Genomic DNA, 22,387 nt, shown 5'->3' on the forward strand with positions numbered 1-22,387 from the left:
ACTCCTCCATCTTCTCCCGCAGAGCATAACGCCTTTGCAGGAGCGAAATATGAGTTGGCTGGCAGCAATCATCGTCGGTGGCATCGCAGGATGGCTCGCCGAGCAGTTCATGAAGAGCGACATGGGCATCTTCATGAACATCATTCTGGGCATCGTGGGCGCGATCGTCCTGAACTTCATCCTCGGCCTCTTCGGCCTTATCGACCTGCAGGCCGGAGCGTCGTTCTCACTTGCCTATCTGATTGTCGGCTTCATCGGCGCCTGTCTGCTGATCGCCATCTTCCGGGCCTTCCGGGGCCGCAGGGTCTGACACGATTGCATCGCCGTCGGACCGTTCGTAAATAGGGTCCGATGGTTACGCTGATAGACACACGCACGCCGGCCGGGGCCTCGCCCCGGCCGCGCCATCCGGAAAAGGCGCATCGGCCCGATACCGAAGTGCTGCCGAAGCCGGACTGGATCCGGGTGAAAGCTCCGGTTTCCGCGGGCTATTTCGAGACCCGCGAGATCGTCAAATCGAACAGGCTGGTTACGGTCTGCGAGGAGGCGGGCTGCCCCAACATCGGAGGATGTTGGGAGAAGAAGCACGCGACGTTCATGATCATGGGCGGCATCTGCACCAGGGCCTGCGCCTTCTGCAACGTCGCCACCGGCATGCCGCATGCGCTGGACGATGACGAGCCGGCCAGCGTAGGCCGCGCCGTTGCCGCCATGGGCCTCCATCACGTCGTCATCACCTCCGTCGATCGGGACGATCTCGCCGATGGCGGTGCTGAACATTTCGCGCGCACGATTCGGGCGATCCGTGCGGCCGCGCCCGGTACGACGATCGAGATCCTGACGCCCGACTTCCTCCGCAAGCCCGGCGCGCTCGAGGTAGTGGTTGCCGCCAAGCCGGACGTTTTCAATCACAATCTCGAAACGGTGCCATCGAACTATCTGACGGTGCGCCCCGGCGCACGCTACTTCCACTCCATCCGGCTGCTTCAGCGGGTGAAGGAACTCGACCCGACGATCTTCACCAAGTCCGGCATCATGGTCGGGCTCGGGGAAGAGCGGAACGAGGTTCTGCAGTTGATGGACGATCTGCGTTCGGCGGATGTCGATTTCATCACCATCGGTCAGTACCTCCAGCCGACGCGCAAGCACCACCCGGTCAAGCGCTACGTGACTCCGGAGGAATTCAAGTCCTTCGAGACCGTGGCTTACACGAAAGGCTTCCTCGTCGTCGCATCCAGCCCGCTCACGCGCTCCTCGCACCACGCGGGCGACGATTTCGAGAAGCTGAAGGCGGCCCGGCTCGCGCGCCGCGTCGCGGCCTGACGGCATGCCGAAGTTCGAGACGACGCGCACCGTCGCTCACAGCCCGCGCGAGATGTTCGATCTCGTTGCCGATGTCGAACGGTACCCCGAATTCCTGCCGCTCTGCCGGGCGTTGACCGTGCGCTCGCGCCGTGAGAAGGGCGACAAGACGCTCCTCGTTGCCGATATGACGGTGGCCTACAAGATGATCAGCGAGACCTTTGCCTCGCAGGTGCTTCTCAGGCCGGCGGAAGACCGGATCGACGTTACCTATGTCGACGGGCCGTTTCGATATCTCGACAATCGCTGGGCGTTCGAAGAGGCGCCAGGCGGGTGTTCCGTTCGCTTCTTCATCGACTACGAGTTCAAGAGCCGCACACTTGGCCTCCTCGTCGGCTCGATGTTCGACTACGCCTTCCGCCGTTTCACAACGGCGTTCGAAGAGCGGGCAGATGCAATCTACGGGCGTGGGCCAGGGGCCGCGGCCGTCGGCGCCTGACGCTTCAGACGGGTCCGGCGTCCATCAGCGTCTCGATTAACTCGAAAGCGACGGCCACGCTCGCGAGCCTGATTTCCCGCCGTCCGATATCGCCGAAGCGCGTCTCGCGATGGAGGATCCGGTCACCGCGCGCCGCCCCGAAATGGACCAGGCCGACGGGTTTTGCCGCGCTGCCGCCGCCCGGCCCGGCGACGCCCGTAACCGAAACGGCAATCGCTGCGCGGGAATGGGCGAGAGCGCCCGAAGCCATCGCACGTGCGACGGCTTCCGAAACCGCTCCCTCGCGATCGATCAAGGCCGGATCGATGCGGAGAAGGTCCGCCTTCGCAGCATTGGAGTAGGTGACGAAGCCGCGTTCGAGCGCCGCAGAGGAACCCGGGACGTCCGTCAGGAACCCGGCGACGAGGCCTCCGGTACAGGACTCGGCCGTTGCGACCATCAGGCCGCTTTCGGCGCTGCGCGCCACAATGCGGGTCGCGGTATCGGCGAGCGTTTGCGGATCGGTCACGACGGATCTCCCGGATAAACGACGCTCGCAGTCGCGATCGCCGCGATGCCCTCGCGCCGCCCGATGAAACCGATCGTCTCGTTGGTGGTCGCCTTCACGGACACGCGGTCGAGCGCGATGCCGAGCATGTCGGCCATCGCCTCGCGCATGGCGCCGCGATGGGCGGCGATCTTCGGTGCCTCGCATATCAGCGTCACGTCGGCATTGGCGATGCGTCCGCCCTTCTGACGCACGACCGCAGCTGCATGGCGCACGAAGATGTCGGAGGATGCGCCCTTCCACTGCGGGTCGCTCGGCGGGAAGTGATCGCCGATATCGCCTGCGCCACAGGTCGCCAAGAGCGCATCGGTCAGCGCATGCAGCCCGACATCGGCATCCGAATGGCCGTCCAGCGTCTGGTCGTGCGCAATTTTCACACCGCAGAGCCAGACATGATCTCCCGGCACGAGGCGGTGAACATCGTAGCCGTTGCCGGTGCGCGGATCCACTTGCGCATTTCCTTCCAAGTGTCGTTCCTTTGCGGCGATGAGATCGGCCGCCGTCGTCAATTTGGTGTTGGCAGCCGAGCCTTCCACGATCCGCACCGGCAGCCCCGCCCATTCGGCCACCGCGACATCGTCGGTGAAGTCCGCGCGCCCGGCGGCAGCGGCCTGCTCGTGCGCCTCGAGGATCGCGGCAAAGGGGAAGCCTTGTGGCGTCTGCGCTGCGTAGAGGCTCGTGCGGTCGACGGTCCCGGTGACGACACCCTGTGCCGTCTTCTTCAGCGTATCAGCGACAGCGAGCGCGGGGAGAGCGCCCGACCTCGGATCGACAGCCGCCACAACGCGCTCGATCAACGCCGTGTCCACGAAAGGCCGGGCCGCGTCATGAATGATCACGATGTCCGGCTCTGCCTTCCGAAGTGCGAGAAGCCCCAGCCGTACCGACTCCTGCCGCGAGGCACCACCATCGACACGCTCCAGGCGCTGCCGGTCATGGCGCCCGGAGCAGTCTTCGAAAAGCGCGGCATCCTCCGGATGCGTGACGACCACGACTGAGCCGATCGACGGCACTCGGAGGATCGCGCGAAGTGTGTGCGAGAGTACCGGCTCGCCGCCGATCTCGCGATACTGTTTGGGGCGCAGCGATGGGGAGCCAGCGCGCGTGCCCCGACCGGCCGCCACGATTACCGCTGCGATCTTAGGCATTTCACTCAAGGCTTCGGCTCCGTTCTCACGACCGGCACCCCACAGACATCTACGTCAAAAAAGCAAGGCTGCCATGCAATAGCTACGGTGCAGCGCACCCATTCATGCTTGTATTTTGGGCATGCCGCGATAAGGTCCAATCATGCTGGTCAAAGACACATCAGTCGAGCCGTCGGAGGGCATGGGACGGGCGTCGCGCGATGCTCGCCCATCAGGCTTTTGCGTTGGTTCTGTGCAGATTCGCAACCGGGTGCTTCTCGCTCCGCTGTCGGGTATCACCGACGTGCCATTTCGTCGCCTTGCACGGCGATTCGGGGCCGGGCTCGTCTTTTCGGAGATGGTGGCCAGCGGGGAATTGCTGCGCCGCAGCATAGAGAGCCGGCGGCGCGCGATGGCGGATGGCGAGGGCGTCCATGCTGTGCAACTTGCCGGCCGCGAACCGCGCGCGATGGGGGAGGCGGCGAGGCTTCTCGCGGGCGAGGGCGCCGATCTGATCGATATCAATTTCGGCTGTCCCGCCAAGAAGGTCGTCGGTGGCCTATCCGGATCGGCGCTGATGCGCGAGCCCGATCTTGCGCTTCGCATCATAGAAGCGACGGTCGCGGGCGCGGGCGACGTCCCCGTTTCGGTGAAGATGCGTCTCGGCTGGGATGCAGCGTCTATCAACGCGCCTTTCCTGGCGCGCGGCGCCCAGGAGGCCGGCGCGCGAATGGTGACGGTGCACGGCCGCACGCGCGAACAGTTCTACGAAGGCGAAGCGGACTGGAATGCTGTAGCCCGCGTGCGCGAGGTGATCGACATCCCGCTGGTGATCAACGGAGACATTGCCGAGTTCGCGTCGGTTTGCCTTGCACGAAGCGCGAGCGGCGCTGACGCTGTCATGATCGGGCGCGGCGCATGCGGGCGACCCTGGCTGCCGGGGCTCGCGGCTGGAGAGATTTCCGTGGATGTGCTGGCCGGCATCGACGCCGGCGAGTTCGTCGCGGCTCATTACGATTCGATGCTCTCCCACTATGGCGAAGTTGCGGGACTGCGCCACGCACGCAAGCATCTCGGCTGGTATCTCGACCGCGCGGCGTCCCGCATGCGGAGCGATGCGACTTCGGCCCGAGCGGCGCTCATGCGCACGGCCGATCCGGCCGTCGTGACCGCCTCGCTCCTGTCCCTGCTCGGCGGCCTCTCGCTCGCCGATCTCGAAACCGCGGGCGCTCCCGCACAGAAACAGGCCGCCTGACCGCCGTGTCCACCGCCCCTGAACCAGACCACGCCAGCGTCTTGAACGCTCTGCCGCACCCCGTCGTCGTGATTGATCCCGAGGGTGGCTTTGTCTTCGCCAACTCGGATGCGGAGCAGTTCTTCGGCGCCGGCGCGGACTATCTTCGCCGTCGCAAGCTCGGCGACTTCATTCCCGCAGACAGCCCGCTCTTCACGCTCGTCGAGCAGGTGCGCAGCGAATCCTCGCGCATCAGCGAGTACCGCGTCGATCTCTCATCGCCGCGCCTCGGGGCGGAGCGGATCGTGGATCTCTACGTCTCGCGGCTCTCGGACGCCTCGCCCAACGTCGTCCTGATGATCCAGCTTCGCTCGATCGCCGCGAAGATGGACCGGCAGCTGACGCATCGCTCAGCCGCACGTTCCGTGACCGGCCTTGCGGCGATGCTCGCCCACGAAATCCGCAATCCGCTCTCCGGCATCAAAGGCGCCGCGCAGCTTCTCGAGGCGGCGGCGAGCGACGACGATCGCGTGCTGACACGCCTCATCCAGGAGGAAAGCGAGCGCATCGTGAAGCTCGTCGACCGGATGGAGGTCTTCTCAGATCAACGGCCGATCGAGCGCTCGGCGGTCAACATCCATTCGGTGCTGGAGCACGTGAAGACGCTGGCAACGAGCGGGTTCGCACGCGGCATCCGCATTCAGGAGGTCTACGACCCCTCGCTGCCGCCGGTCTATGCCAATCGCGATCAGCTCGTGCAGGTGTTCCTGAACCTGTTGAAGAATGCCAGTGAGGCGACGGCGGGCGTCGATGGCGGCGAAATCCGCCTGACCACGGCCTTCCGCCCCGGCGTGCGCCTCTCCGTGCCTGGCTCGCGCAAGCGTATCACGCTGCCGCTGGAGTTCACCGTCGAGGACAATGGCGCTGGCGTGCCCGACGACATCCGCGAGAACATCTTCGACCCGTTCGTGACGACCAAGCCCAGCGGCTCGGGTCTCGGCCTCGCGCTTGTGGCCAAGATCGTCGGCGATCACGGCGGGGTCATCGAATGTGAATCCCAGCCGGGGCACACCGCGTTCCGCGTGCTGATGCCGGCCTGGACTGAAGAGAAAGACGCCGAGCCGGCGCGGCAGGACCGCGCGACGAGGAGAGCCGACTGATGGCCAACGCCCAGATCCTGGTCGCGGATGATGATGCCGCGATCCGTACTGTTCTTTCGCAAGCGCTGCTGCGCTCGGGCTACGAGGTGCGCGTCACCTCCAACATCGCGACGCTCTGGCGCTGGATCGCGGCGGGCGACGGCGATCTTGTGATCACCGACGTCCTCATGCCGGACGGCAACATTTTCGACATGCTGCCGAAATTCCGCAATTCCCGGCCGAATCTGCCGGTCGTCGTGATGAGTGCGCAGAACACCTTCATGACTGCGGTGAAGGCGTCCGAGCGCGGGGCGTATGACTATGTCCCCAAGCCCTTCGACCTGTCAGAAGTCGTCTCGATCGTGCGCCGGGCCCTGTCCGAGCCGAAAAAAGCGCAGCTCAGCGAAGCTGGGGAGGAGGGCGGCGAGGCGATGCCGCTCGTCGGCCGCTCGCCGGCGATGCAGGACATCTACCGCGCGCTGGCGCGCATGATGCAGACGGACCTGACTGTCCTGATCACCGGCGAGTCCGGCACCGGCAAGGAGCTTGTCGCGCGGGCGCTTCATGACTACGGCCGTCGCCGGAAGGGGCCTTTCGTCGCGATCAACATGGCGGCGATCCCCCGCGACCTCATCGAATCCGAACTCTTCGGCCACGAGAAGGGCGCCTTCACCGGGGCGCAGGCCCGCGCCAGCGGGCGCTTCGAGCAGGCGGAGGGGGGCACGCTCTTCCTCGACGAGATCGGCGACATGCCGATGGAAGCGCAGACGCGCCTCCTGCGCGTTCTCCAGCAGGGTGAATACACGGTGGTGGGCGGGCGCACCGCGATCGCCACAGACGTGCGCATCGTGGCCGCGACCAACAAGGACCTGCGACAGCTCATCCAGCGCGGCCTGTTCCGCGAAGACCTCTTCTACCGCCTCAACGTGGTGCCGCTGCGCCTGCCGCCGCTGCGCGAGCGCATCGAAGACCTGCCGGATCTCTCGCGCCACTTCTTCGCCGCGGTGCAGAAGGAAGGGCTTCCCCGCAAGACGTTGAGCCAGGGCGCGCTCGACGTGATGCGCCGCTACGCCTGGCCAGGCAATGTGCGCGAGTTGGAAAACCTCGTGCGGCGCCTAGCCGCGCTCTACCCGCAGGAAGAGATTTCCGCGGCCCTTGTCGAACACGAGATCGCGAGCGACTTCGCTAAGCCGAGCCAGGAGGAGGGCGAGAGCGGCAAGCCGATCGACCTCTCGGCCTCGGTTGAGCGCTATCTTGCAGATTACTTCCTTTCCTTCGGCAGCGATTTGCCGCCGCCCGGGCTCCACAGCCGGATTCTGCGCGAGGTGGAGTATCCGCTGATCGCGGCCGCGCTGGCCGCGACACGTGGAAACCAGGTGAAGGCCGCCGATCTTCTCGGCGTCAACCGCAACACGCTGCGAAAGAAGATTCGCGATCTCGACGTGATGGTTGTTCGCTCGGTTCGCTAAAAAATCTTCGGCGTCGTTGCATTCTCACCGCAATGCGTTGCAAACCTGCCACTCAAGCGATTGAGTCGTCCACGGCGACTCGCTCGCTCGCGAGTCTCTCAATGGCGGGTCATGACGGCTCAACCGATCCAGACCGAAGGCGAACTGCCCTTTCTGCGTGAACGGCGCCGCTTCATGCTGGTGCCCGGCCTCCTCGCGGTGGCCGGCGCGCTGGTCACGGGGGCGATCTCCTTCGTCGTGCTGATGGGGCTGACGCCTATCGCGCCGACCGACACGGTGGTGACGGTCGCCAGCGTGGTGAACGGCGGCTTCGTCTTTCTCTTGTGCGCGCTGATCTTCCGTGAAGTCGCACGGATGGTGCGGGCGCGCAGCGAAGGCAAGGCAGCCTCGCGCCTGCATGTGCGCATCGTCGCGCTGTTCTCGATCGTCGCCGCGCTGCCGGCGCTTCTCGTTGCGATCGTCGCCGGTATTACGCTGGATCTCGGGCTCGACCGCTGGTTCGAGATCCGAACGCGGGCGATCGTCGATTCCTCCATCTCTGTCGCACGCGCCTACGTGAACGAGAATGCACGCAACCTGCAGGGCTCGACCCTGTCGATGGCCTATGACCTGTCCTCGCAGAGGCGTCTCTACGATCTCGATCGCACCGGCTTCCAACAGCTGATGACGGAGCAGGCGAGGGGACGTTCGCTGCTCGGCGCGCAGCTCCTGCGCGAGGACGGCACGCCCTTCCTGCGCGCGGACGTTCCAGTGGAGCGCCCGCTGCCCGTGCCTCCGACGGACGCGCTCGATCAGGCTTCGGAAGGCAATCTCGTCTTCATTCCGCCGGGCGTGACCAATCTCGTCGGCGCAGTCACGCGGCTCCAGCAGTTCGGCGACGTCTACCTCTACACCGTGCGCGCCGTGGATCCCGAGGTGATCGGCGCGATGCGGATGATGGAGGAGCGAACGGCGGAGTATTCCTCGCTGGAAGCGAACCGCTTCGGCCTGCAGATCGCCTTCGCGCTTCTTTATCTCGGCATCACCTTGATCGTTCTTCTCTCGGCGATCTGGACAGGCATCGGGGTTGCCGATCGTCTGGTGCGCCCGATCCGCCTCCTGATCGGAGCTGCGGACGAGGTGTCGGCCGGCAACCTCTCCATTTCCGTTCCGGTGCGCGCGTCCGACGGCGACGTCGGCTCATTGTCCAACACATTCAACAACATGATCCGCCAGCTTCGCTCTCAACGCTCGGAGCTGATCAGCGCCAAGGACGTGATCGACGAGCGCCGCCGATTCACGGAGGCTGTGCTTTCGGGCGTGACCGCCGGCGTCATCGGCGTCACCCGCGAAGGCACCATCTCGATGATGAACCCGTCTGCCGAGCGCATCCTGCAGGTGCGATCAGCGGACGCCGTGGGGCGTCAGCTCGCAGAGCTTTATCCGGGTATCGCCGCGATCCACGAGGCTGCAAGCCATTCTCGCAAGGCCGAATACCAGGAGCAGATCAAGCAGCGGGACCGCGTGCTCGATATCCGCGTCACCTCCGAAGGGGGGCAGGACGGCACGCATTCGAGCGTTGTGACGCTGGACGATATCACCGACCTCGTCGAAGCGCAGCGGTCGAGCGCCTGGGCGGACGTTGCGCGGCGCATTGCCCACGAGATCAAGAACCCGTTGACGCCGATCCAGCTTTCGGCCGAGCGCATCCGCCGCCGCTACGGCAAGGTCGTCGAGGGCGACCGCGACGTCTTCGACCGCTGCATCGACACGATCATCCGGCAGGTCTCCGACATAGGACGCATGGTCGACGAGTTCTCGACCTTTGCACGCATGCCAAAGCCCAGGATGGAAGACCGCGACCTTCACGAAGCGCTGCGCGAGGCCGTCTTCATGCGCGAGATGGGCGATCATGGCATCTCCTTCGAGACAGACTTCTGCGATGCGCCGCTCTCGGGTTCCTACGACATCCGCCTGCTGAGCCAGGCCTTCGGCAATCTCGTGAAGAACGCCGTCGAGTCCGTGGAAACGCGTGAGGGCGGTGGTGGACGGATCACGGTTCGCACTCGCGCCGGAGAAGGCGAGCACGTCGTCGAGATCATCGACAACGGGCGCGGATTTCCGAAAGAGGATCGCGAACGGCTTCTCGAGCCCTATATGACGACGCGCGAGAAGGGGACGGGGCTCGGCCTCGCCATCGTCCGCAAGATCGTCGAAGAACACGGGGGAGCGATCGAGCTCGACGATGCACCGGGCGAGGAGGGAGGCGCACTCGTGCGCGTCCGCCTGCCCGCCGCATCTCAGCCCGGCCGCGAGCCTTTTGACAACAAGAACCTGAACGCAACAGGACGCAGCGAGGACTGATGGCATCGGACATCCTGATCGTCGATGACGAAGCCGATATCCGCGAACTCGTGGCTGGCATCCTTGAGGATGAAGGTCATGAGGCGCGCATCGCATCCAATTCCGACACCGCGCTCGCCGCGATCGCCGACCGAGTGCCTCGGCTGATCTTCCTCGACATCTGGCTGCAAGGCTCGAAGCTCGACGGGCTGGATCTCCTCGACGCCATCAAGTCCCAGCACCCCGAGGTGCCGGTGGTGATGATCTCGGGCCACGGCAACATCGAGACGGCCGTCTCCGCCATCCGACGCGGCGCCTACGACTATATCGAGAAGCCGTTCAAGGCCGACCGGCTGGTTCTCGTCGCCGAGCGCGCGCTCGAGACCTCCAAGCTCAAGCGCGAAGTGTCCGAACTTCGGCGCCGTTCGTCGGACTTCCCGGAGCTGATCGGCAAGTCGCATCCGATGAACCAGCTGCGCACGACGATCGAGCGCGTGGCACCGACCAACAGCCGCGTGATGATTCTCGGGCCGTCCGGCTCGGGCAAGGAGATGGTCGCTCGCGCGATCCACGGCGCGTCCTCGCGTGCGAAGGGGCCGTTCGTGGCGCTGAACGCGGCCGCGATCACGCCCGAGCGCATGGAGATCGAACTCTTCGGCACCGAGACGCCACCGGGCGTCGAGCGCAAGGTCGGCGCGTTCGAGGAAGCTCACGGCGGCGTCCTGTATCTCGACGAGGTGGGCGACATGCCGAGGGAGACGCAGAACAAGATCCTGCGCGTCCTGACCGAGCAGACCTTCGAGCGCGTCGGCGGCACCAAGCGCGTGAAGGTGGACGTGCGCATCATCTCCTCCACGGCGCAGAACCTCGAATCCTTGATCGCCGAGGGGTCGTTCCGCGAGGATCTCTACCATCGCCTCGCAGTGGTCCCGATCGTCGTTCCATCGCTCGCCGACCGGCGCATCGACATCCCTCTCCTGATCGAGGCTTTCACCAAGCAGATCGCCGAGCAGACGGGCATCCGGCCGAAGGAGATCAGCCCCGAGGCGCTGGCCGTCCTCCAGTCGAGCGATTGGCCGGGCAACATCCGGCAGTTGCGCAACAATATCGAGCGGCTGATGATCCTGTCGCGGCAGGGCGACGGCGAGGCGATCTCGGCGGACATGCTGCCCAACGAGGTGTCGGACATGCTGCCGAGGACGCCGTCCCAGTCGGACGGGCGGATCATGGCGTTGCCGCTGCGTGACGCCCGCGAGGTCTTCGAGAAGGAGTATCTCGTCGCGCAGATCAACCGCTTCGGCGGCAACATCTCGCGCACCGCGGAATTCGTCGGGATGGAGCGCTCGGCGCTGCACCGCAAGCTGAAATCGCTCGGAATCTGATCTTGGCCACCGAACGGACACGGATGAGCCCGCGATGAAGATCGTCGTCTGCGGCGCCGGGCAGGTCGGCTACGGCATTGCCCAGCGGCTCGTGGCGGAAGGCCACGAGATTTCCGTCATCGATTCAGCGCCGACGCTCGTGCAAGCCGTGCGAGAGACCCTGGACGCGCGCGGTATCGTGGGCCACGGCGCCCATCCCGAGGTCCTGGCCGAAGCCGGGGCGGGCGACGCTGACATGCTGATCGCGGTGACGCTCTTCGACGAGGTCAACATGGTCGCCTGTCAGGTCGGCCACAGCCTCTTCTCGGTTCCCACGAAGATCGCGCGTATCCGCTCGCAGGCGTATCTGCGACCGCATTGGCAGGACCTCTTTTTCGAGGAGGGGCTGCCGATCGACGTCATCATCTCGCCGGAGATAGAGGTCGGCGAGACGGTGTTGCGGCGGATCGCGTTGCCGGGTGCCGTAGACGTGGTGCGCTTCGCCGACGATGCGGTCGCCTTGGTCGGCATCGAATGCGAAGCGACCTGCCCGATCCTCGACATCCCCCTGAACAAGATCAGCGAGCGCTTCCCGGATATCCTGTCGACCGTCGTCGGCATCGTGAGAAACGGCGAACTCGTGATCCCCTCGGCCGAGCAACGCCTGAGGGCGGGCGATCTCGCCTATGTCGTCGCGAAGGGGGATCAGGTCCGCCGGACGCTCGACATCTTCGGCCATGAGGAGCCGAAAGCGGGACGGATCGTCATCGCCGGCGGTGGCAATATCGGCGCCTACGTCGCTCGGCAGATGGAGAAGAGCGATCTGTCGGCGCGTCTGCGGATCGTGGAGGCCGACCGCGAACGTGCCAAGCTCATCGCAGAGAAGCTTTCACGCACGATCGTCATCCACGGAAGCGCGCTCGACCATGCGATCATGCGCGAGGCCGACATCGACGACGCGGACCTGATGGTGGCGCTCACCAAGGATGATCAGACCAACATCCTGTCGGCGGTGATGGCCAAGCATCTCGGCTGCCGTTCGAACCTGTCCCTGATCAACGATCCGGCCTTCCACGATCTCACGCGGCCGCTGGGAATCGACGCCTTTATCAATCCGCGCTCCATCACCATATCGAAAGTGCTCCAGCACGTGCGTCGCGGGCGCATCCGCTCCGTTCATTCGATCCAGAACGGCATGGCGGAAGTGATCGAGGCCGAGGCGCTGGAGACCTCTCCGCTGGTCGGGCGCACGCTCGGCGAACTCGATCTGCCCCGTTGCATGCGGATTGGCGCGATCTGCCGCGAGGGTAAGTTCATCCGCCCCGAAGCGGATACACGTGTGCGCCCGGGTGACCGCGTCGTGGTCTTCTCCAGCGTCGAGGGCGTCAAGAAGGCCGAGCAGCTCTTCCGGGTGAGCCTCGAGTTCTTCTAGCCAGCCGTCTCGCGGGGCGATAAACAGACAATCGCAACACGCGCGGGTGCGAACGGACGTTCGTCCGCGGCGTGACCGGGGAGGGGAAGCCGACCGCCTCTTCGAGCCAATAACAGAGGATCAATGCCCGTATGGCCGACAGGACGCAGAACCTTCAGGATCTCTTCCTTAACACGGTTCGCAAGCAGAAGATTTCGCTCACCATTTTCCTGGTGAACGGCGTCAAGCTGACCGGGATCGTGACCTCCTTCGACAATTTCTGCGTGCTTCTGCGGCGCGACGGCCATTCGCAGCTCGTTTACAAGCACGCCATCTCCACCATCATGCCCTCGCAGCCCGTGCAAATGTACGACGGGGACGAGGCGGAACGGACCGATTGACCGAATACGAAACGAACGGGCGCGGCGAATTCGTCGCGCATGAGACGACCCCCACGCGCGCCGGCGTCTACACGCCGGTCATCCGCCAGCCGGCCTTTCAGGACGAGGACGGTGAAGCCTTGCCGCGACGGGGCGGGGAAGAGCGTCTTTCCGAAGCGATCGGCCTTGCCGCCGCCATCGATCTCGACATTGTCGCCGTCGGCGTCATTCCCGTTTCCAAGGCGCGCCCGGCGACGTTGATCGGCGCTGGCAAGGTCGAGGAACTGAAGGAGACGGTGGCCGAGGAAAAGATCGGCCTTCTCGTCGTCGATCACCCTTTGACACCCGTCCAGCAGCGCAATCTCGAGAAGGAACTGGACTGCAAGGTCATCGACCGGACAGGCCTGATCCTCGAGATCTTCGGACGTCGTGCGCGCACGAAGGAAGGCCGATTGCAGGTCGAACTCGCCCATCTCAATTATCAGCGCGGACGCCTCGTGCGGTCCTGGACCCACCTCGAACGGCAGCGCGGCGGCGGCGGCTTCCTCGGCGGCCCGGGCGAAACGCAGATCGAGTCCGATCGCCGGCAGCTTCAAGAGAAGATCAAGCGGCTCGAGAAGGACCTCGAGGCGGTGCGCCGCACGCGCTCGCTCCACCGTGCCAAGCGCAAGAAGGCCCCGCACCCGGTCGTCGCGCTCGTCGGCTACACGAACGCCGGCAAGTCGACGCTCTTCAACGCCATCACCGGTGCCGATGTGATGGCAAAGGACCTCCTCTTCGCCACGCTCGACCCGACCTTGCGCCAGGTCACGCTGCCGCGCGGCACGCACGTCATCTTCTCGGACACGGTCGGCTTCATCTCGGACCTGCCGACGCATCTCGTCGCGGCGTTCCGGGCGACGCTGGAAGAGGTGATGGAGGCCGAACTCGTCCTGCATGTCCGCGACATGGCCGATGACGACGCGCAGGCCCAGGCGGCCGACGTGCGGCAGATCCTGCGAGACCTCGACATCGATGCCGACGACGCGGACCATGTCGTCGAGGTCTGGAACAAGAGCGATCTTCTGGACGAAGCCGCACGCGAGAGGCTGCTGGTCAGCGCCGAAGGAACGGACGGGCGCACACGAGCGCATGTGGTTTCGGCGCTGACGGGGCAGGGCATCGACGCACTCCTCGCCGATATCGAGGAGCGGATCGCGGGCCGCGCCAGCGCGCTGCGGCTCGAAATCCCGGCCGACAGCCTGTCGGTGCTGCCATGGCTCTACGACAACGCGTCCGTTCGGGAACGCGAGGACCTCGAGGACGGTGCCGTGGCGCTGCATCTCGAAATGACGGAGCAGGCGCGCAGCGAGCTCCTACGACTCGGCGAGCGCCATCCGGGCCTTCAGATCGGCTGAGGCTCGGCGGCTGGAGCGCGTTCGCCCACCTTGGCGCGCTGCCAGAGAGCTTCCATCTCATCGAGCGTCATGACGTCGAGGCTACGGCCTTCGGAAACGGCGGCGCGCTCCATCGCACCGAAGCGACGGCGGAACTTCGACGCCGTGCCACGCAGTGCCTGATCGGGGTCGATCTCCAGCCGCCGCGCCAGATTGACCGCGCAGAACAGGAGATCACCCAACTCGTCAGCCTGCTCTGCCCGCGTCCCGTTGTCGAGCGCGTCCTCGAACTCGCCGATCTCCTCGCGAAGCTTTTCGAGGATCGGCGGAACGCTGGTCCAATCGAAGCCGACGGTCGCGGCCGCGCTCTGGAGTTTCAGCGACAGAAGCAGCGCCGGGAAGGTCGGCGGCACCTTGTCGAGGATGCTCGGCGTCGCATCGTTCGGCAGGCTCGCGGACCATTCCGGCATGGCGCCGTTCGCACTTGCTGCTGCAGCGTTGCGCCGGATCGCGGCCTTCTCTGCGCGTTCCTCCGCCTTGATGCGCTCCCATTGGCCTTTGGCAGAGTGCGCGCTTCGTGCGGTCTCGGCGCCGAAGACGTGCGGATGGCGACGGACCATCTTGCGCGTGACGGTTTCAACGATATCGCCGAAATCGAAGAGCCCGGTCTCCTCGGCGAGTTGCGCGTAATAGACGACCTGGAGGAGAAGGTCGCCCAGTTCCTCACGCAGATCGACCGGATCACGCCGCTCGATCGCGTCCACGACCTCGTAGGTTTCCTCGATCGTGTACGGCACGATCGAGTCGAAGTCTTGCTCGACATCCCAAGGGCAGCCGGTGTTCGGATCGCGCAGCGCGCGCATGATCTCGACGAGGCGGGAAACGTCGCGCGAAGGCTGCATGGCTATCGATCCGGTTGCGGTCGCGTCGTTGTGCAGGCTCTGCGGCGAGCGGTCAACGCGCGAAGACAGCAAACCAGGGCCGCTCATGCGGCTGGGGCGCGCCGAGCTTGCACAAGCGTCTGGCGGCCAATGCTTCCGAGGCAGGGGAATGGACATCAATGCCTTCCTCTCCCGTGAGCGTAACCCATGTCCATAAGTGCCATAAGAAAGATTATGGAACCTAACGTGTGAAAGGCAGTGGGTTGAGCGGTTGCGCTGGTTGCCAAGGCTTCGAAACGCCTCGGCGATGATGCCGCGGGATGCATTCGGGATCGAGTTGTCGTTGGCCGCCCGTCCATTCTCGTTGCGATCGGGAATAAGCACGGCATTCCGGATGCCGCCACGAACGGCTTCGGCCGATGCCGCTCAGTCGATCGCCGACGAAAGGACCAGACCGTCATAGGCCGGGCGGATATGGTCCGGCAGCACGTCGCAGAGCGTGCGATAGTCGAGCGGCGTGTGCATATGCGTCAGGACGGCGTTCGCCACGCCCAGTCGTTCGCACCATGCGCAGGCCTCGTCGAGCGAGAAATGGCTCGGATGGCTGCGATACTGGAGCGCATCTATGACAAGGTGCTCGGCGCCCTCGATCGCACTCACGGCGTCATCGGGAAAATCGCTGACATCGCTGCAGTACGCGAACGGTCCGATGCGAAATCCCAGCGAATGGATCGAACCGTGGACCTGGCGAAATGGCCTGAACGCGATCGCGCCGCCGGGTCCGATCACTTTGAAGGACCGGCCGGGCTCGATCTCGCGATGACGCGCGATCGGCGGATAGCTGCTGTCTTGCGGGGTTTCGTAGCAGTAGCCGAAGGCCTCGAAGACGCGCGCGTAAGTCTCTGCGTCCGAATGGATATCGATCAACGCGCGGCCGTTCAGCGCAAAGGTCCGCACGTCGTCTATGCCATGGATGTGGTCGGCATGGGCGTGCGTCAGCACCATCGCGTCGATGTGCCGGACGTCCGCCGCCAGCATCTGCTCGCGGAAATCGGGGCCGCAATCGATGACGACGGTGGTCCGGCCTTCCGGGCTGATGCGCTCAACCAGCGCGGCGCAACGCCTACGGCGATTGCGAGGCTCCTGTGGGTCACACGCGCCCCAGTCGCCGTTCGGGCGCGGTACGCCGGGCGAGGAGCCGCAGCCGAGAATGGTCAGCCGCAGTTCGTCGCTCACGCGGCGAGGCCCTGTCGCGGGTCGGGCGTCTTGGCGAAGAGCCGGAAGAAGTTGTCGCTGGTCGCGGTCGCGGTCTCGTCGAGCGACAGCCCACGGACCTTTGCCAGAACCTCCGCCGTATGTCGCGTATAGGCCGGCTCATTGCGCTTGCCGCGATGCGGTGTCGGCGCCAGATACGGCGCGTCCGTCTCTACGAGAAGCCTCTCGAGCGGCAGATCGGCCGCGATGGCGCGCAATTCGTCCGAGCGGCCGAAGGTCAGGATGCCGGAGAACGATACGTAGCCGCCGAGCTCGATGCCGGCCTCGGCAAGACTGCGGCCAGCCGAAAAGCAATGAAGAAGGAAGGGAAAGGCCCCCTTCCCTGTTTCCTCGCGCAGGATCGTCTCCATGTCCTCGTCCGCATCGCGGGAGTGGATGACGAGCGGCAGGCCGGTTTCGCGAGCCGCTTCGATATGGCGGCGGAACACGGTGGCCTGAACGTCGCGGGGCGCGTTGTCGTAATGATAGTCGAGCCCGGCTTCGCCGATGGCGACGATCTTCGGATGGGTGCTGATCTCGACGAGGCGCTCTGCGGGCACGTCGCTCTCGATCGCGGCGTTTTGCGGGTGCGTGCCGATGGAAGCGTAGATATTGGGATAGCGGTCCGTCAGGGCGATCAGCCCTTCGATCCGCGAAACGTAGGTGGAAATCGTCACCATCAGCTGCACGCCGGCGTCACCGGCGCGCTGGACGATGGCGTCCCGCTCTTCGGCAAAATCCGGGAAGTCGAGATGGCAGTGGCTGTCGACGATGAAGGGCGTCATGTCCGCAGTGCTGGCAAGTGTTGCGCGGCGTGCGAGGCGTTGTTTCGCGCCGCCGTGCGCTGGATAGCGCAGCACGACGCATGTGGCCAGTGCGTGCCACCCGCGCAAGGCGGTGGGCGATGCCTAACGGCTCGTTAAGGGGATCGGCCTAGCTTTTCGGCAAATTGGAGATTTTCCGATGCGCTATCCGGTGGCCATCATGGCCCTTCTGTTGCTTGGCGGCTGCGCCTCCGCGCCGAAGAACACGACGAACTCCTGCGCCATCTTCCGCGAGCAGAGCGGCTTCCTGACCAACTGGCGTGGTGCGGCCGAACGCACCTCTGCCGAATTCGGCGTGCCGGTCTCCGTGCTGATGGCGACCATCCAGGCCGAGTCGAACTTCGAGCCCCGCGCCCGTCCACCACGTCGCCAGCTTCTCGGCTTCATTCCGTGGAAGCGGCAGTCGACCGCTTATGGATACGCGCAGGCCCTGAACGGAACCTGGAGCGACTATCAAAGCCGTACCGGGCGTTCGCTCTCGCGGCGTAACAACTTCGCGGACGCGATCCACTTCGTCGGCTGGTACCACCACCAGAACCATCGTCAGACGGGGATAGCCCTGAACGACGCCTACAATCTCTATCTCGCCTACTATTCTGGCCCTGCAGGCTATGCGCGCGGCAGCTGGAAGAGCGATCCGGCGGCGCGTCGCGGCGCACGACGTGCCGCCGATATGGCGGCGCGTTACGAAGCACAGCTTCGCAGCTGCTGAAGTCTCAGGCCTGCGCCTCGGATTCGACGAAGCGCGGGAACACTCCTTCGGGAATCGGCAGCGGTGTGCCGCCGGCCAGCATGCGCCCGCCGTCGAGTTCGGCGAAGCTGCGCTCCGCTTCGGCGACCGCGAGGAGGCCGAGCAGCTTGTCCATCGAGCCCGGCATGAAAGGCTGAAGCAGAATCGCGACGCGCCGAAGCACCTCTGCGGTCACGTAGAGGACGGTGCCCATCCGCGCGGGGTCTGTCTTGCGCAGGACCCAAGGCTCCTGCGCCGCGAAATAGCGGTTGGCCTGGGAGACCACCGAGACGATGGCGGCGAGCATCGCGTGCAGCTCCTGCCGGTCCATCGCCGCGCGGGATCGCTCCAGAAGCGCGCCGCTCTCGTTCAGGATCGCATGGTCGTCGGCCGTGAAGTCGCCTGGCACCGGCAGGCGGCTCTCGCAGTTCTTGGCGATCATCGACAGCGAGCGCTGCGCGAGATTGCCGAGATCGTTGGCGAGTTCGGAGTTGATCCGGTTGACGATGGCCTCGTGGCTGTAGTTGCCGTCCTGGCCGAACGGCACCTCGCGCAGAAGGAAGTAGCGCAGTTGATCGAGCCCGTAGACGTCGATGAGCGCCAGAGGATCGATGACGTTGCCGACCGACTTCGACATCTTCTCCCCCTTGTTGAAGAGGAAGCCGTGAACAAAGACGCGACGGGGGATTTCGAGGCCCGCCGACATCAGGAAGGCTGGCCAGTAGATCGTGTGGAAGCGCACGATGTCCTTGCCGATGACGTGAAGGTCCGCCGGCCAGAAGTCCGCTCGCTCCCCGCTGTCGGGAAAGCCCGTCGCCGTCAGGTAATTGGTGAGCGCGTCCACCCACACATACATCACGTGCCGCTCGTCGCCGGGCACGGGAATGCCCCAGTCGAAGGTCGTGCGCGAAATCGACAGGTCCCGTAGTCCCGAGCGCAGGAAGGAAAGGATTTCGTTGCGACGCTCGGGCGGTGCGATCAGTTCCGGGTTCGCCTCGTGAAGCGCTAGTAGACGATCCGTGAAGGCCGAGAGGCGGAAGAAGTAGCTCTCCTCCTCGATCCACTCGACGGGGGCACCGTGTGGGCTGAGGCGCGTACCTGCGGCGTCGACGGTCGTTTCTTCCTCGCCGAAATAGGCTTCGTCCCGCACCGAGTACCAGCCGGAATAGGCGCCCTTGTAGATGTCGCCGGCCGCCTCCATCCGCTTCCAGAGCTCCTGGCTGGCGCGCCTGTGGCGCTCCTGCGTGGTGCGCATGAAATCGTCGTTCGAGGCGCCGAGCGCGCGTCCCATCCGTTCGAACTCATTGGAGTTGCGTGCCGCGAGCTCGGCGGGTTCGATACCCTCCTTGCGCGCTGTCTGCAGCATCTTGATGCCGTGCTCGTCCGTGCCCGTCAGGAAGAGAACGTCGAACCCATCCAGCCGCTTGAACCTTGCGATGACATCCGTCGCGATCAGCTCGTAGGCGTGGCCGATATGGGGACGACCGTTCGGATAGGAGATGGCGGTCGTCAGGTAATAGCGCTCGGCCATGGGATCTTTCTGGACACGCGGTAATTCGTCCGCCCCGGATTAGAACATCGCGGCGGCGGGCTCAATCGGCTTCCCGTCAGGCCGGGAGGCCGCCGGCTTCGCGCGCAGCCTCGAGCTTGCGGAAGAAGGTCAGCGCCACCTGCTTGCGGTCGAGGTTGAAGGCTGCCGCCTCGCGCCAGCGGGCCTGCTCCTGCGACCAAAGATCGGAGAGCGCTGCGGCCCTTCGAAGATCGCCAGTCGCCAACCTCTCCGATGCTTCCGCTGCCAGGAGGCGAAATATCTCGGTCAACATCCTTTCGTAGGCGGCTTCCCTGCCCTTCACGGTCAAGGCATCGAGAAGCTTCTGGAGTGCTGCCCAGTCGGGCCGCTGCGCATAGAGCCGCTCGACCTCGGCGCCGACCTCCAGGCCCCCGCCCTCGATCATCATGAAGCCGGCGCGCGCGCTCCCCTCTGCCCGACGCGCAGCGTGAGAAAGCGTGTCGGCAGGCGTCTCCGGAAGATCGGCCGCGAGGATGTCGGCGACCTCGGTCTCGTCGAGCGCTTCGAAGCGCAGCACCCGGCAGCGAGAGCGGATGGTCGGCAGGAGGCGGCCCGGCAGATGGTTCACGATGAGGAACACGCATCGCGCCGGCGGCTCCTCGAGGATTTTCAGGAGCGCGTTCGCGGCGTTCCGGTTCATGTCCTCTGCCGGGTCGATGATCGCGATCCGCCACCGACCGCCGGCCGTGGTCTGGAAGAAATGGTTGAGACGGCGCACCTCGTCGACCGTGATCTGGGTGCGAAATCCCCCTCTGTCAGCGGGGCCGCGTGCAATGTGCAGAAGGTTCGGATGCGCGCCCTGCGCGATCTGCCGAATGCCGCCAGGATCACCGTTTCCGACGAGGAGAGCGCGGGCAAAGTCGTAGGCGACGCTCGCCTTGCCGATCCCCCGCGGGCCTTGGAGAAGCCAGGCATGGTGAAGCCGTCCGCCCTGCGCTGCCGCAGCCAGTTCCGCCCGCTGCGCTGGATGGCCGACGATGCGCTCCCGTTCGGCTGGCGAGGGAACGCCGTCGATATCGTCGTGCTGGGGGACCGCTTCGCGGATGAAGGCGGTCATGATGCCAGAACGGGAAGGCGTTCCGAAAGTGCGGCTGCAACCCTTGCCGCCACGGTTCCCTCGTCTGCTGCGGCGTCGATGACGACGCAACGTTCTGGCTCGCGCTCGGCGATTTCCAGAAACGCGCGGCGTCGCGCGTCGTGCAGGTCGAGGCCCTCGGCCTCGAAGCGGTCGGCGGCATCTTCGCCTCTGCGAGCAGCGGCGCGCGACAGCCCCTCGCTTGCGGGAAGGTCGAGGATCAGCGTCAGATCGGGGCGCGTTTCCGCGATGGTCGCGTCCTCCAGGAGTGCCAGAAAGGCCGGATCCACACCGTCCGCCAGCCCCTGATAGACCCGCGTGGAATCTAGGAAGCGATCGCACAACACGGCCGCGCCCCTAGCCAGAGCGGGCCGGATCAACGTTTGAAGGTGGTCGGCGCGAGCGGCCGCGAAGAGAACGGCCTCGACATCGGCGCCGAGCGCCTTTGCCCGGCCACCAAGGATGATGCGCCGGATGGCGTCGGCGCCGGGGGAGCCGCCCGGCTCGCGGGTCACGACCACCTCGCGGCCCGTGTCGCGGAGCGCCCGTGCCGCGCGTGCGATCTGCGTCGTCTTCCCGCTGCCCTCGCCCCCTTCGAAGGTGACGAAGAAGCCGGCATGACCCGGCGCACCGTCTCCAGCCATCACAATGCGCGTATCCATCCGAAGGCCAGTTCCTGCGCCGCGCCCAGGGCGCGTTCGGTAAAGGTTCCCGGGACGACGTCCTCCTGCGCGTGCAACTCGTGGACGACGCTCGTCCGCCCGTCGACCCGGATCTCGATCCGCCCCACCTTGTCCCCGGCCGTAATCGGCGCACGGAGAGGCCCTTCGTAGACGAGGGCCGCTTCGACGCTCTCCGGCCTGTCCTTCGGGATGTAGGCCGCGACATCCTTGTCGACGCCGATGGCGACTTCTCCGCTCGCCCCGCCGAAGACGAGCGCGCTTCCCACGCGTTGTCCTGCAGTGAAGAGCGTGCGTGCCTCGAAGCTTTCCTGCGCCCAGTCGAGAAGCCGGCGCGTCTCGCTGGTCCGCTCCCTCTCCGTCTCGAGCCCCGCGAGCGCTGCAATGTTGGTGCGCCCCTCTCGCGTGGCAGAGGCGACGATCGCATAGCCCTGCCCTTCGGCGAAGCCGGTCGCGAGACCCGTGGCTCCGATCTCAAGGCCGAGCAGCGGATTGCGGTTGCGCTGGCGAATGCCGTTCCACTCGAAATCCGGTTGCGCGTAGAGCGCATACTGGTCCGGGTGGCTTGTCTGGATGTGCCGGGCGAGAAGCGCCATATCCCGGGCGGTCACGCTCTGCCCGTCCTGCGGCAGGCCGGTAGCATTGACGAAGGTGCTGCCGGTGAGCCCGAGTTCCTGTGCGCGGCGGTTCATCGCATGGACGAAGGCGTCCTCGCTGCCTTCCAGACCCTCGGCGAGGATCAGCGCCGCGTCGTTTGCCTGCTGGACCATCAGCCCCTGCAGGAGCGCCTCGACCGGAATGTCGGAGCGAACGGCGGCGAACATCGTCGCAGTACGGGAGGGCGCCCCGCCTGTTCGCCACGCGAAATCGCTGACGCGATAGGCCGTCTCGAGCGTCGCGCGCCCCTCGGCCAGCGCCTCCATAACCATTTCCGCCGTCATCAGCTTGGCCAGCGAAGCCGGCAGAAAGCGCTCGTCGGCATTGTGCTCGTAGAGGATGGCGCCTGTGTCAGCGTCCAAGATCAGAGCCTGGTGCGCGCTGGTCGCAAAGCCGTCGTCCTCCTCGGCCGGCTGTGCAACCGCTATGCCGGTCAGAAGCGCGAGTGCTGCCACGGTGTGAAGAAAGAGAGATCCCGCCGCCGTCAATGCGCGTCGCCTCGATGATGCATGTCCCTCGCCGCGATCCTAGCAGATCGCGGCGCATCGC

The 22,387-nt window shown here is 65.5% G+C and carries 21 protein-coding genes; 12 read left to right on the forward strand and 9 right to left on the reverse strand.

Annotated elements, in window-relative coordinates; all coding sequences use genetic code 11:
- Positions 1-49 precede the first annotated feature (49 nt).
- From H1343_RS08595 to H1343_RS08605, 3 genes are read left to right on the forward strand one after another with little or no spacing between them, the layout of a single operon-like run.
- Positions 50-310 (forward strand): GlsB/YeaQ/YmgE family stress response membrane protein, encoded by a 261-nt coding sequence (locus H1343_RS08595; protein ID WP_425484577.1) that lies wholly within the window; start codon positions 50-52, stop codon positions 308-310.
- Positions 311-351: 41 nt separating this feature from the next.
- Entirely contained in the window at positions 352-1,323 is a 972-nt protein-coding gene (lipA, locus tag H1343_RS08600) for a lipoyl synthase (protein WP_185982531.1), read from the forward strand.
- A 4-nt stretch (positions 1,324-1,327) separates the two neighbouring features.
- On the forward strand, positions 1,328-1,801 hold the full coding sequence (locus H1343_RS08605; RefSeq protein ID WP_185982532.1) for a type II toxin-antitoxin system RatA family toxin: 474 nt from the start codon (positions 1,328-1,330) through the stop codon (positions 1,799-1,801).
- A gap of 4 nt (positions 1,802-1,805) precedes the next feature.
- Here the strand turns inward: H1343_RS08605 and H1343_RS08610 are convergent, their stop codons facing one another.
- Complete coding sequence (locus H1343_RS08610) at positions 1,806-2,309, reverse strand: CinA family protein (protein ID WP_281374594.1); 504 nt, start codon at positions 2,307-2,309, stop codon at positions 1,806-1,808.
- Positions 2,306-3,496 carry a bifunctional 2-C-methyl-D-erythritol 4-phosphate cytidylyltransferase/2-C-methyl-D-erythritol 2,4-cyclodiphosphate synthase gene (locus H1343_RS08615; protein ID WP_185985570.1) on the reverse strand — a complete coding sequence of 397 codons (1,191 nt, stop codon included), beginning with the start codon at positions 3,494-3,496 and terminating at the stop codon, positions 2,306-2,308. Before H1343_RS08615 ends, H1343_RS08610 begins: the two co-directional genes overlap by 4 nt.
- Positions 3,497-3,677: 181 nt before the next feature.
- Here H1343_RS08615 and dusB point away from each other — a divergent pair, with 181 nt between their 5' ends.
- The 8 genes from dusB to hflX all read left to right on the forward strand — a co-directional run bounded on the left by dusB (position 3,678) and on the right by hflX (position 14,188).
- Positions 3,678-4,730, forward strand: a complete 1,053-nt coding sequence (dusB, locus tag H1343_RS08620; RefSeq protein WP_185985571.1) for a tRNA dihydrouridine synthase DusB — start codon at positions 3,678-3,680, stop codon at positions 4,728-4,730.
- Positions 4,727-5,869 (forward strand): two-component system sensor histidine kinase NtrB, encoded by a 1,143-nt coding sequence (locus H1343_RS08625; protein ID WP_425484654.1) that lies wholly within the window; start codon positions 4,727-4,729, stop codon positions 5,867-5,869. Before dusB ends, H1343_RS08625 begins: the two co-directional genes overlap by 4 nt.
- Positions 5,869-7,317: a nitrogen regulation protein NR(I) gene (gene ntrC, locus H1343_RS08630; protein ID WP_185982534.1), complete on the forward strand. Its 1,449-nt coding sequence runs from the start codon at positions 5,869-5,871 to the stop codon at positions 7,315-7,317. The genes H1343_RS08625 and ntrC overlap by 1 nt, the downstream gene beginning before the upstream one ends.
- A gap of 111 nt (positions 7,318-7,428) precedes the next feature.
- On the forward strand, positions 7,429-9,660 hold the full coding sequence (locus H1343_RS08635; protein ID WP_185982535.1) for a sensor histidine kinase NtrY-like: 2,232 nt from the start codon (positions 7,429-7,431) through the stop codon (positions 9,658-9,660).
- On the forward strand, positions 9,660-11,021 hold the full coding sequence (gene ntrX / locus H1343_RS08640) for a nitrogen assimilation response regulator NtrX (RefSeq protein ID WP_185982536.1): 1,362 nt from the start codon (positions 9,660-9,662) through the stop codon (positions 11,019-11,021). Before H1343_RS08635 ends, ntrX begins: the two co-directional genes overlap by 1 nt.
- A 34-nt stretch (positions 11,022-11,055) precedes the next feature.
- Positions 11,056-12,432, forward strand: coding sequence for a Trk system potassium transporter TrkA (gene trkA, locus H1343_RS08645; protein WP_185982537.1), 1,377 nt, complete (start codon positions 11,056-11,058; stop codon positions 12,430-12,432).
- A gap of 131 nt (positions 12,433-12,563) precedes the next feature.
- On the forward strand, positions 12,564-12,812 hold the full coding sequence (hfq, locus tag H1343_RS08650) for an RNA chaperone Hfq (protein WP_185982538.1): 249 nt from the start codon (positions 12,564-12,566) through the stop codon (positions 12,810-12,812).
- Complete coding sequence (gene hflX / locus H1343_RS08655; RefSeq protein ID WP_185982539.1) at positions 12,809-14,188, forward strand: GTPase HflX; 1,380 nt, start codon at positions 12,809-12,811, stop codon at positions 14,186-14,188. Before hfq ends, hflX begins: the two co-directional genes overlap by 4 nt.
- Here the strand turns inward: hflX and mazG are convergent.
- From mazG to H1343_RS08670, 3 genes are read right to left on the reverse strand one after another with little or no spacing between them, the layout of a single operon-like run.
- Positions 14,176-15,432 carry a nucleoside triphosphate pyrophosphohydrolase gene (mazG, locus tag H1343_RS08660; RefSeq protein ID WP_343048865.1) on the reverse strand — a complete coding sequence of 419 codons (1,257 nt, stop codon included), beginning with the start codon at positions 15,430-15,432 and terminating at the stop codon, positions 14,176-14,178. The genes hflX and mazG overlap by 13 nt on opposite strands.
- 42 nt (positions 15,433-15,474) lie before the next feature.
- On the reverse strand, positions 15,475-16,284 hold the full coding sequence (locus tag H1343_RS08665; protein ID WP_185982540.1) for an MBL fold metallo-hydrolase: 810 nt from the start codon (positions 16,282-16,284) through the stop codon (positions 15,475-15,477).
- The gene (locus H1343_RS08670; RefSeq protein WP_185982541.1) at positions 16,281-17,087 is read right to left on the reverse strand and encodes a TatD family hydrolase; all 807 of its coding nucleotides are present in this window, start codon (positions 17,085-17,087) and stop codon (positions 16,281-16,283) included. The genes H1343_RS08665 and H1343_RS08670 overlap by 4 nt, the downstream gene beginning before the upstream one ends.
- Positions 17,088-17,265: 178 nt before the next feature.
- On the opposite strand from H1343_RS08670, the gene H1343_RS08675 reads away from it, so the two are divergent.
- Positions 17,266-17,838, forward strand: a complete 573-nt coding sequence (locus H1343_RS08675; protein WP_185982542.1) for a transglycosylase SLT domain-containing protein — start codon at positions 17,266-17,268, stop codon at positions 17,836-17,838.
- Between the two features lie 4 nt (positions 17,839-17,842).
- On the opposite strand, the gene metG is transcribed toward H1343_RS08675, so the two are convergent.
- The 4 genes from metG to H1343_RS08695 form a co-directional block, all read right to left on the reverse strand.
- Positions 17,843-19,387, reverse strand: a complete 1,545-nt coding sequence (gene metG, locus H1343_RS08680) for a methionine--tRNA ligase (RefSeq protein ID WP_185982543.1) — start codon at positions 19,385-19,387, stop codon at positions 17,843-17,845.
- A gap of 76 nt (positions 19,388-19,463) precedes the next feature.
- Entirely contained in the window at positions 19,464-20,483 is a 1,020-nt protein-coding gene (locus tag H1343_RS08685; protein ID WP_185982544.1) for a DNA polymerase III subunit delta', read from the reverse strand.
- On the reverse strand, positions 20,480-21,163 hold the full coding sequence (gene tmk, locus H1343_RS08690) for a dTMP kinase (protein WP_246332880.1): 684 nt from the start codon (positions 21,161-21,163) through the stop codon (positions 20,480-20,482). Before tmk ends, H1343_RS08685 begins: the two co-directional genes overlap by 4 nt.
- Positions 21,145-22,293, reverse strand: coding sequence for a D-alanyl-D-alanine carboxypeptidase family protein (locus H1343_RS08695; RefSeq protein ID WP_425484655.1), 1,149 nt, complete (start codon positions 22,291-22,293; stop codon positions 21,145-21,147). The genes tmk and H1343_RS08695 overlap by 19 nt, the downstream gene beginning before the upstream one ends.
- Positions 22,294-22,387 lie beyond the last annotated feature (94 nt).

Origin of the sequence: Aureimonas mangrovi (assembly GCF_014058705.1) — a bacterium.
In the GTDB taxonomy this organism is placed as follows: Bacteria; Pseudomonadota; Alphaproteobacteria; order Rhizobiales; family Rhizobiaceae; genus Aureimonas; species Aureimonas mangrovi.

Coding starts and splice junctions, on each gene's coding strand:
- H1343_RS08595 (WP_425484577.1), top strand. CDS start 50: ATGAGTTGGCTGGCAGCAATCATCGTCGGTGGCATCGCAGGATGGCTC.
- lipA (WP_185982531.1), top strand. CDS start 352: ATGGTTACGCTGATAGACACACGCACGCCGGCCGGGGCCTCGCCCCGG.
- H1343_RS08605 (WP_185982532.1), top strand. CDS start 1,328: ATGCCGAAGTTCGAGACGACGCGCACCGTCGCTCACAGCCCGCGCGAG.
- H1343_RS08615 (WP_185985570.1), bottom strand. CDS start 3,496: ATGCCTAAGATCGCAGCGGTAATCGTGGCGGCCGGTCGGGGCACGCGC.
- dusB (WP_185985571.1), top strand. CDS start 3,678: ATGGGACGGGCGTCGCGCGATGCTCGCCCATCAGGCTTTTGCGTTGGT.
- ntrC (WP_185982534.1), top strand. CDS start 5,869: ATGGCCAACGCCCAGATCCTGGTCGCGGATGATGATGCCGCGATCCGT.
- H1343_RS08635 (WP_185982535.1), top strand. CDS start 7,429: ATGACGGCTCAACCGATCCAGACCGAAGGCGAACTGCCCTTTCTGCGT.
- ntrX (WP_185982536.1), top strand. CDS start 9,660: ATGGCATCGGACATCCTGATCGTCGATGACGAAGCCGATATCCGCGAA.
- trkA (WP_185982537.1), top strand. CDS start 11,056: ATGAAGATCGTCGTCTGCGGCGCCGGGCAGGTCGGCTACGGCATTGCC.
- hfq (WP_185982538.1), top strand. CDS start 12,564: ATGGCCGACAGGACGCAGAACCTTCAGGATCTCTTCCTTAACACGGTT.
- H1343_RS08670 (WP_185982541.1), bottom strand. CDS start 17,087: ATGACGCCCTTCATCGTCGACAGCCACTGCCATCTCGACTTCCCGGAT.
- H1343_RS08675 (WP_185982542.1), top strand. CDS start 17,266: ATGCGCTATCCGGTGGCCATCATGGCCCTTCTGTTGCTTGGCGGCTGC.
- metG (WP_185982543.1), bottom strand. CDS start 19,387: ATGGCCGAGCGCTATTACCTGACGACCGCCATCTCCTATCCGAACGGT.
- H1343_RS08685 (WP_185982544.1), bottom strand. CDS start 20,483: ATGACCGCCTTCATCCGCGAAGCGGTCCCCCAGCACGACGATATCGAC.
- tmk (WP_246332880.1), bottom strand. CDS start 21,163: ATGGATACGCGCATTGTGATGGCTGGAGACGGTGCGCCGGGTCATGCC.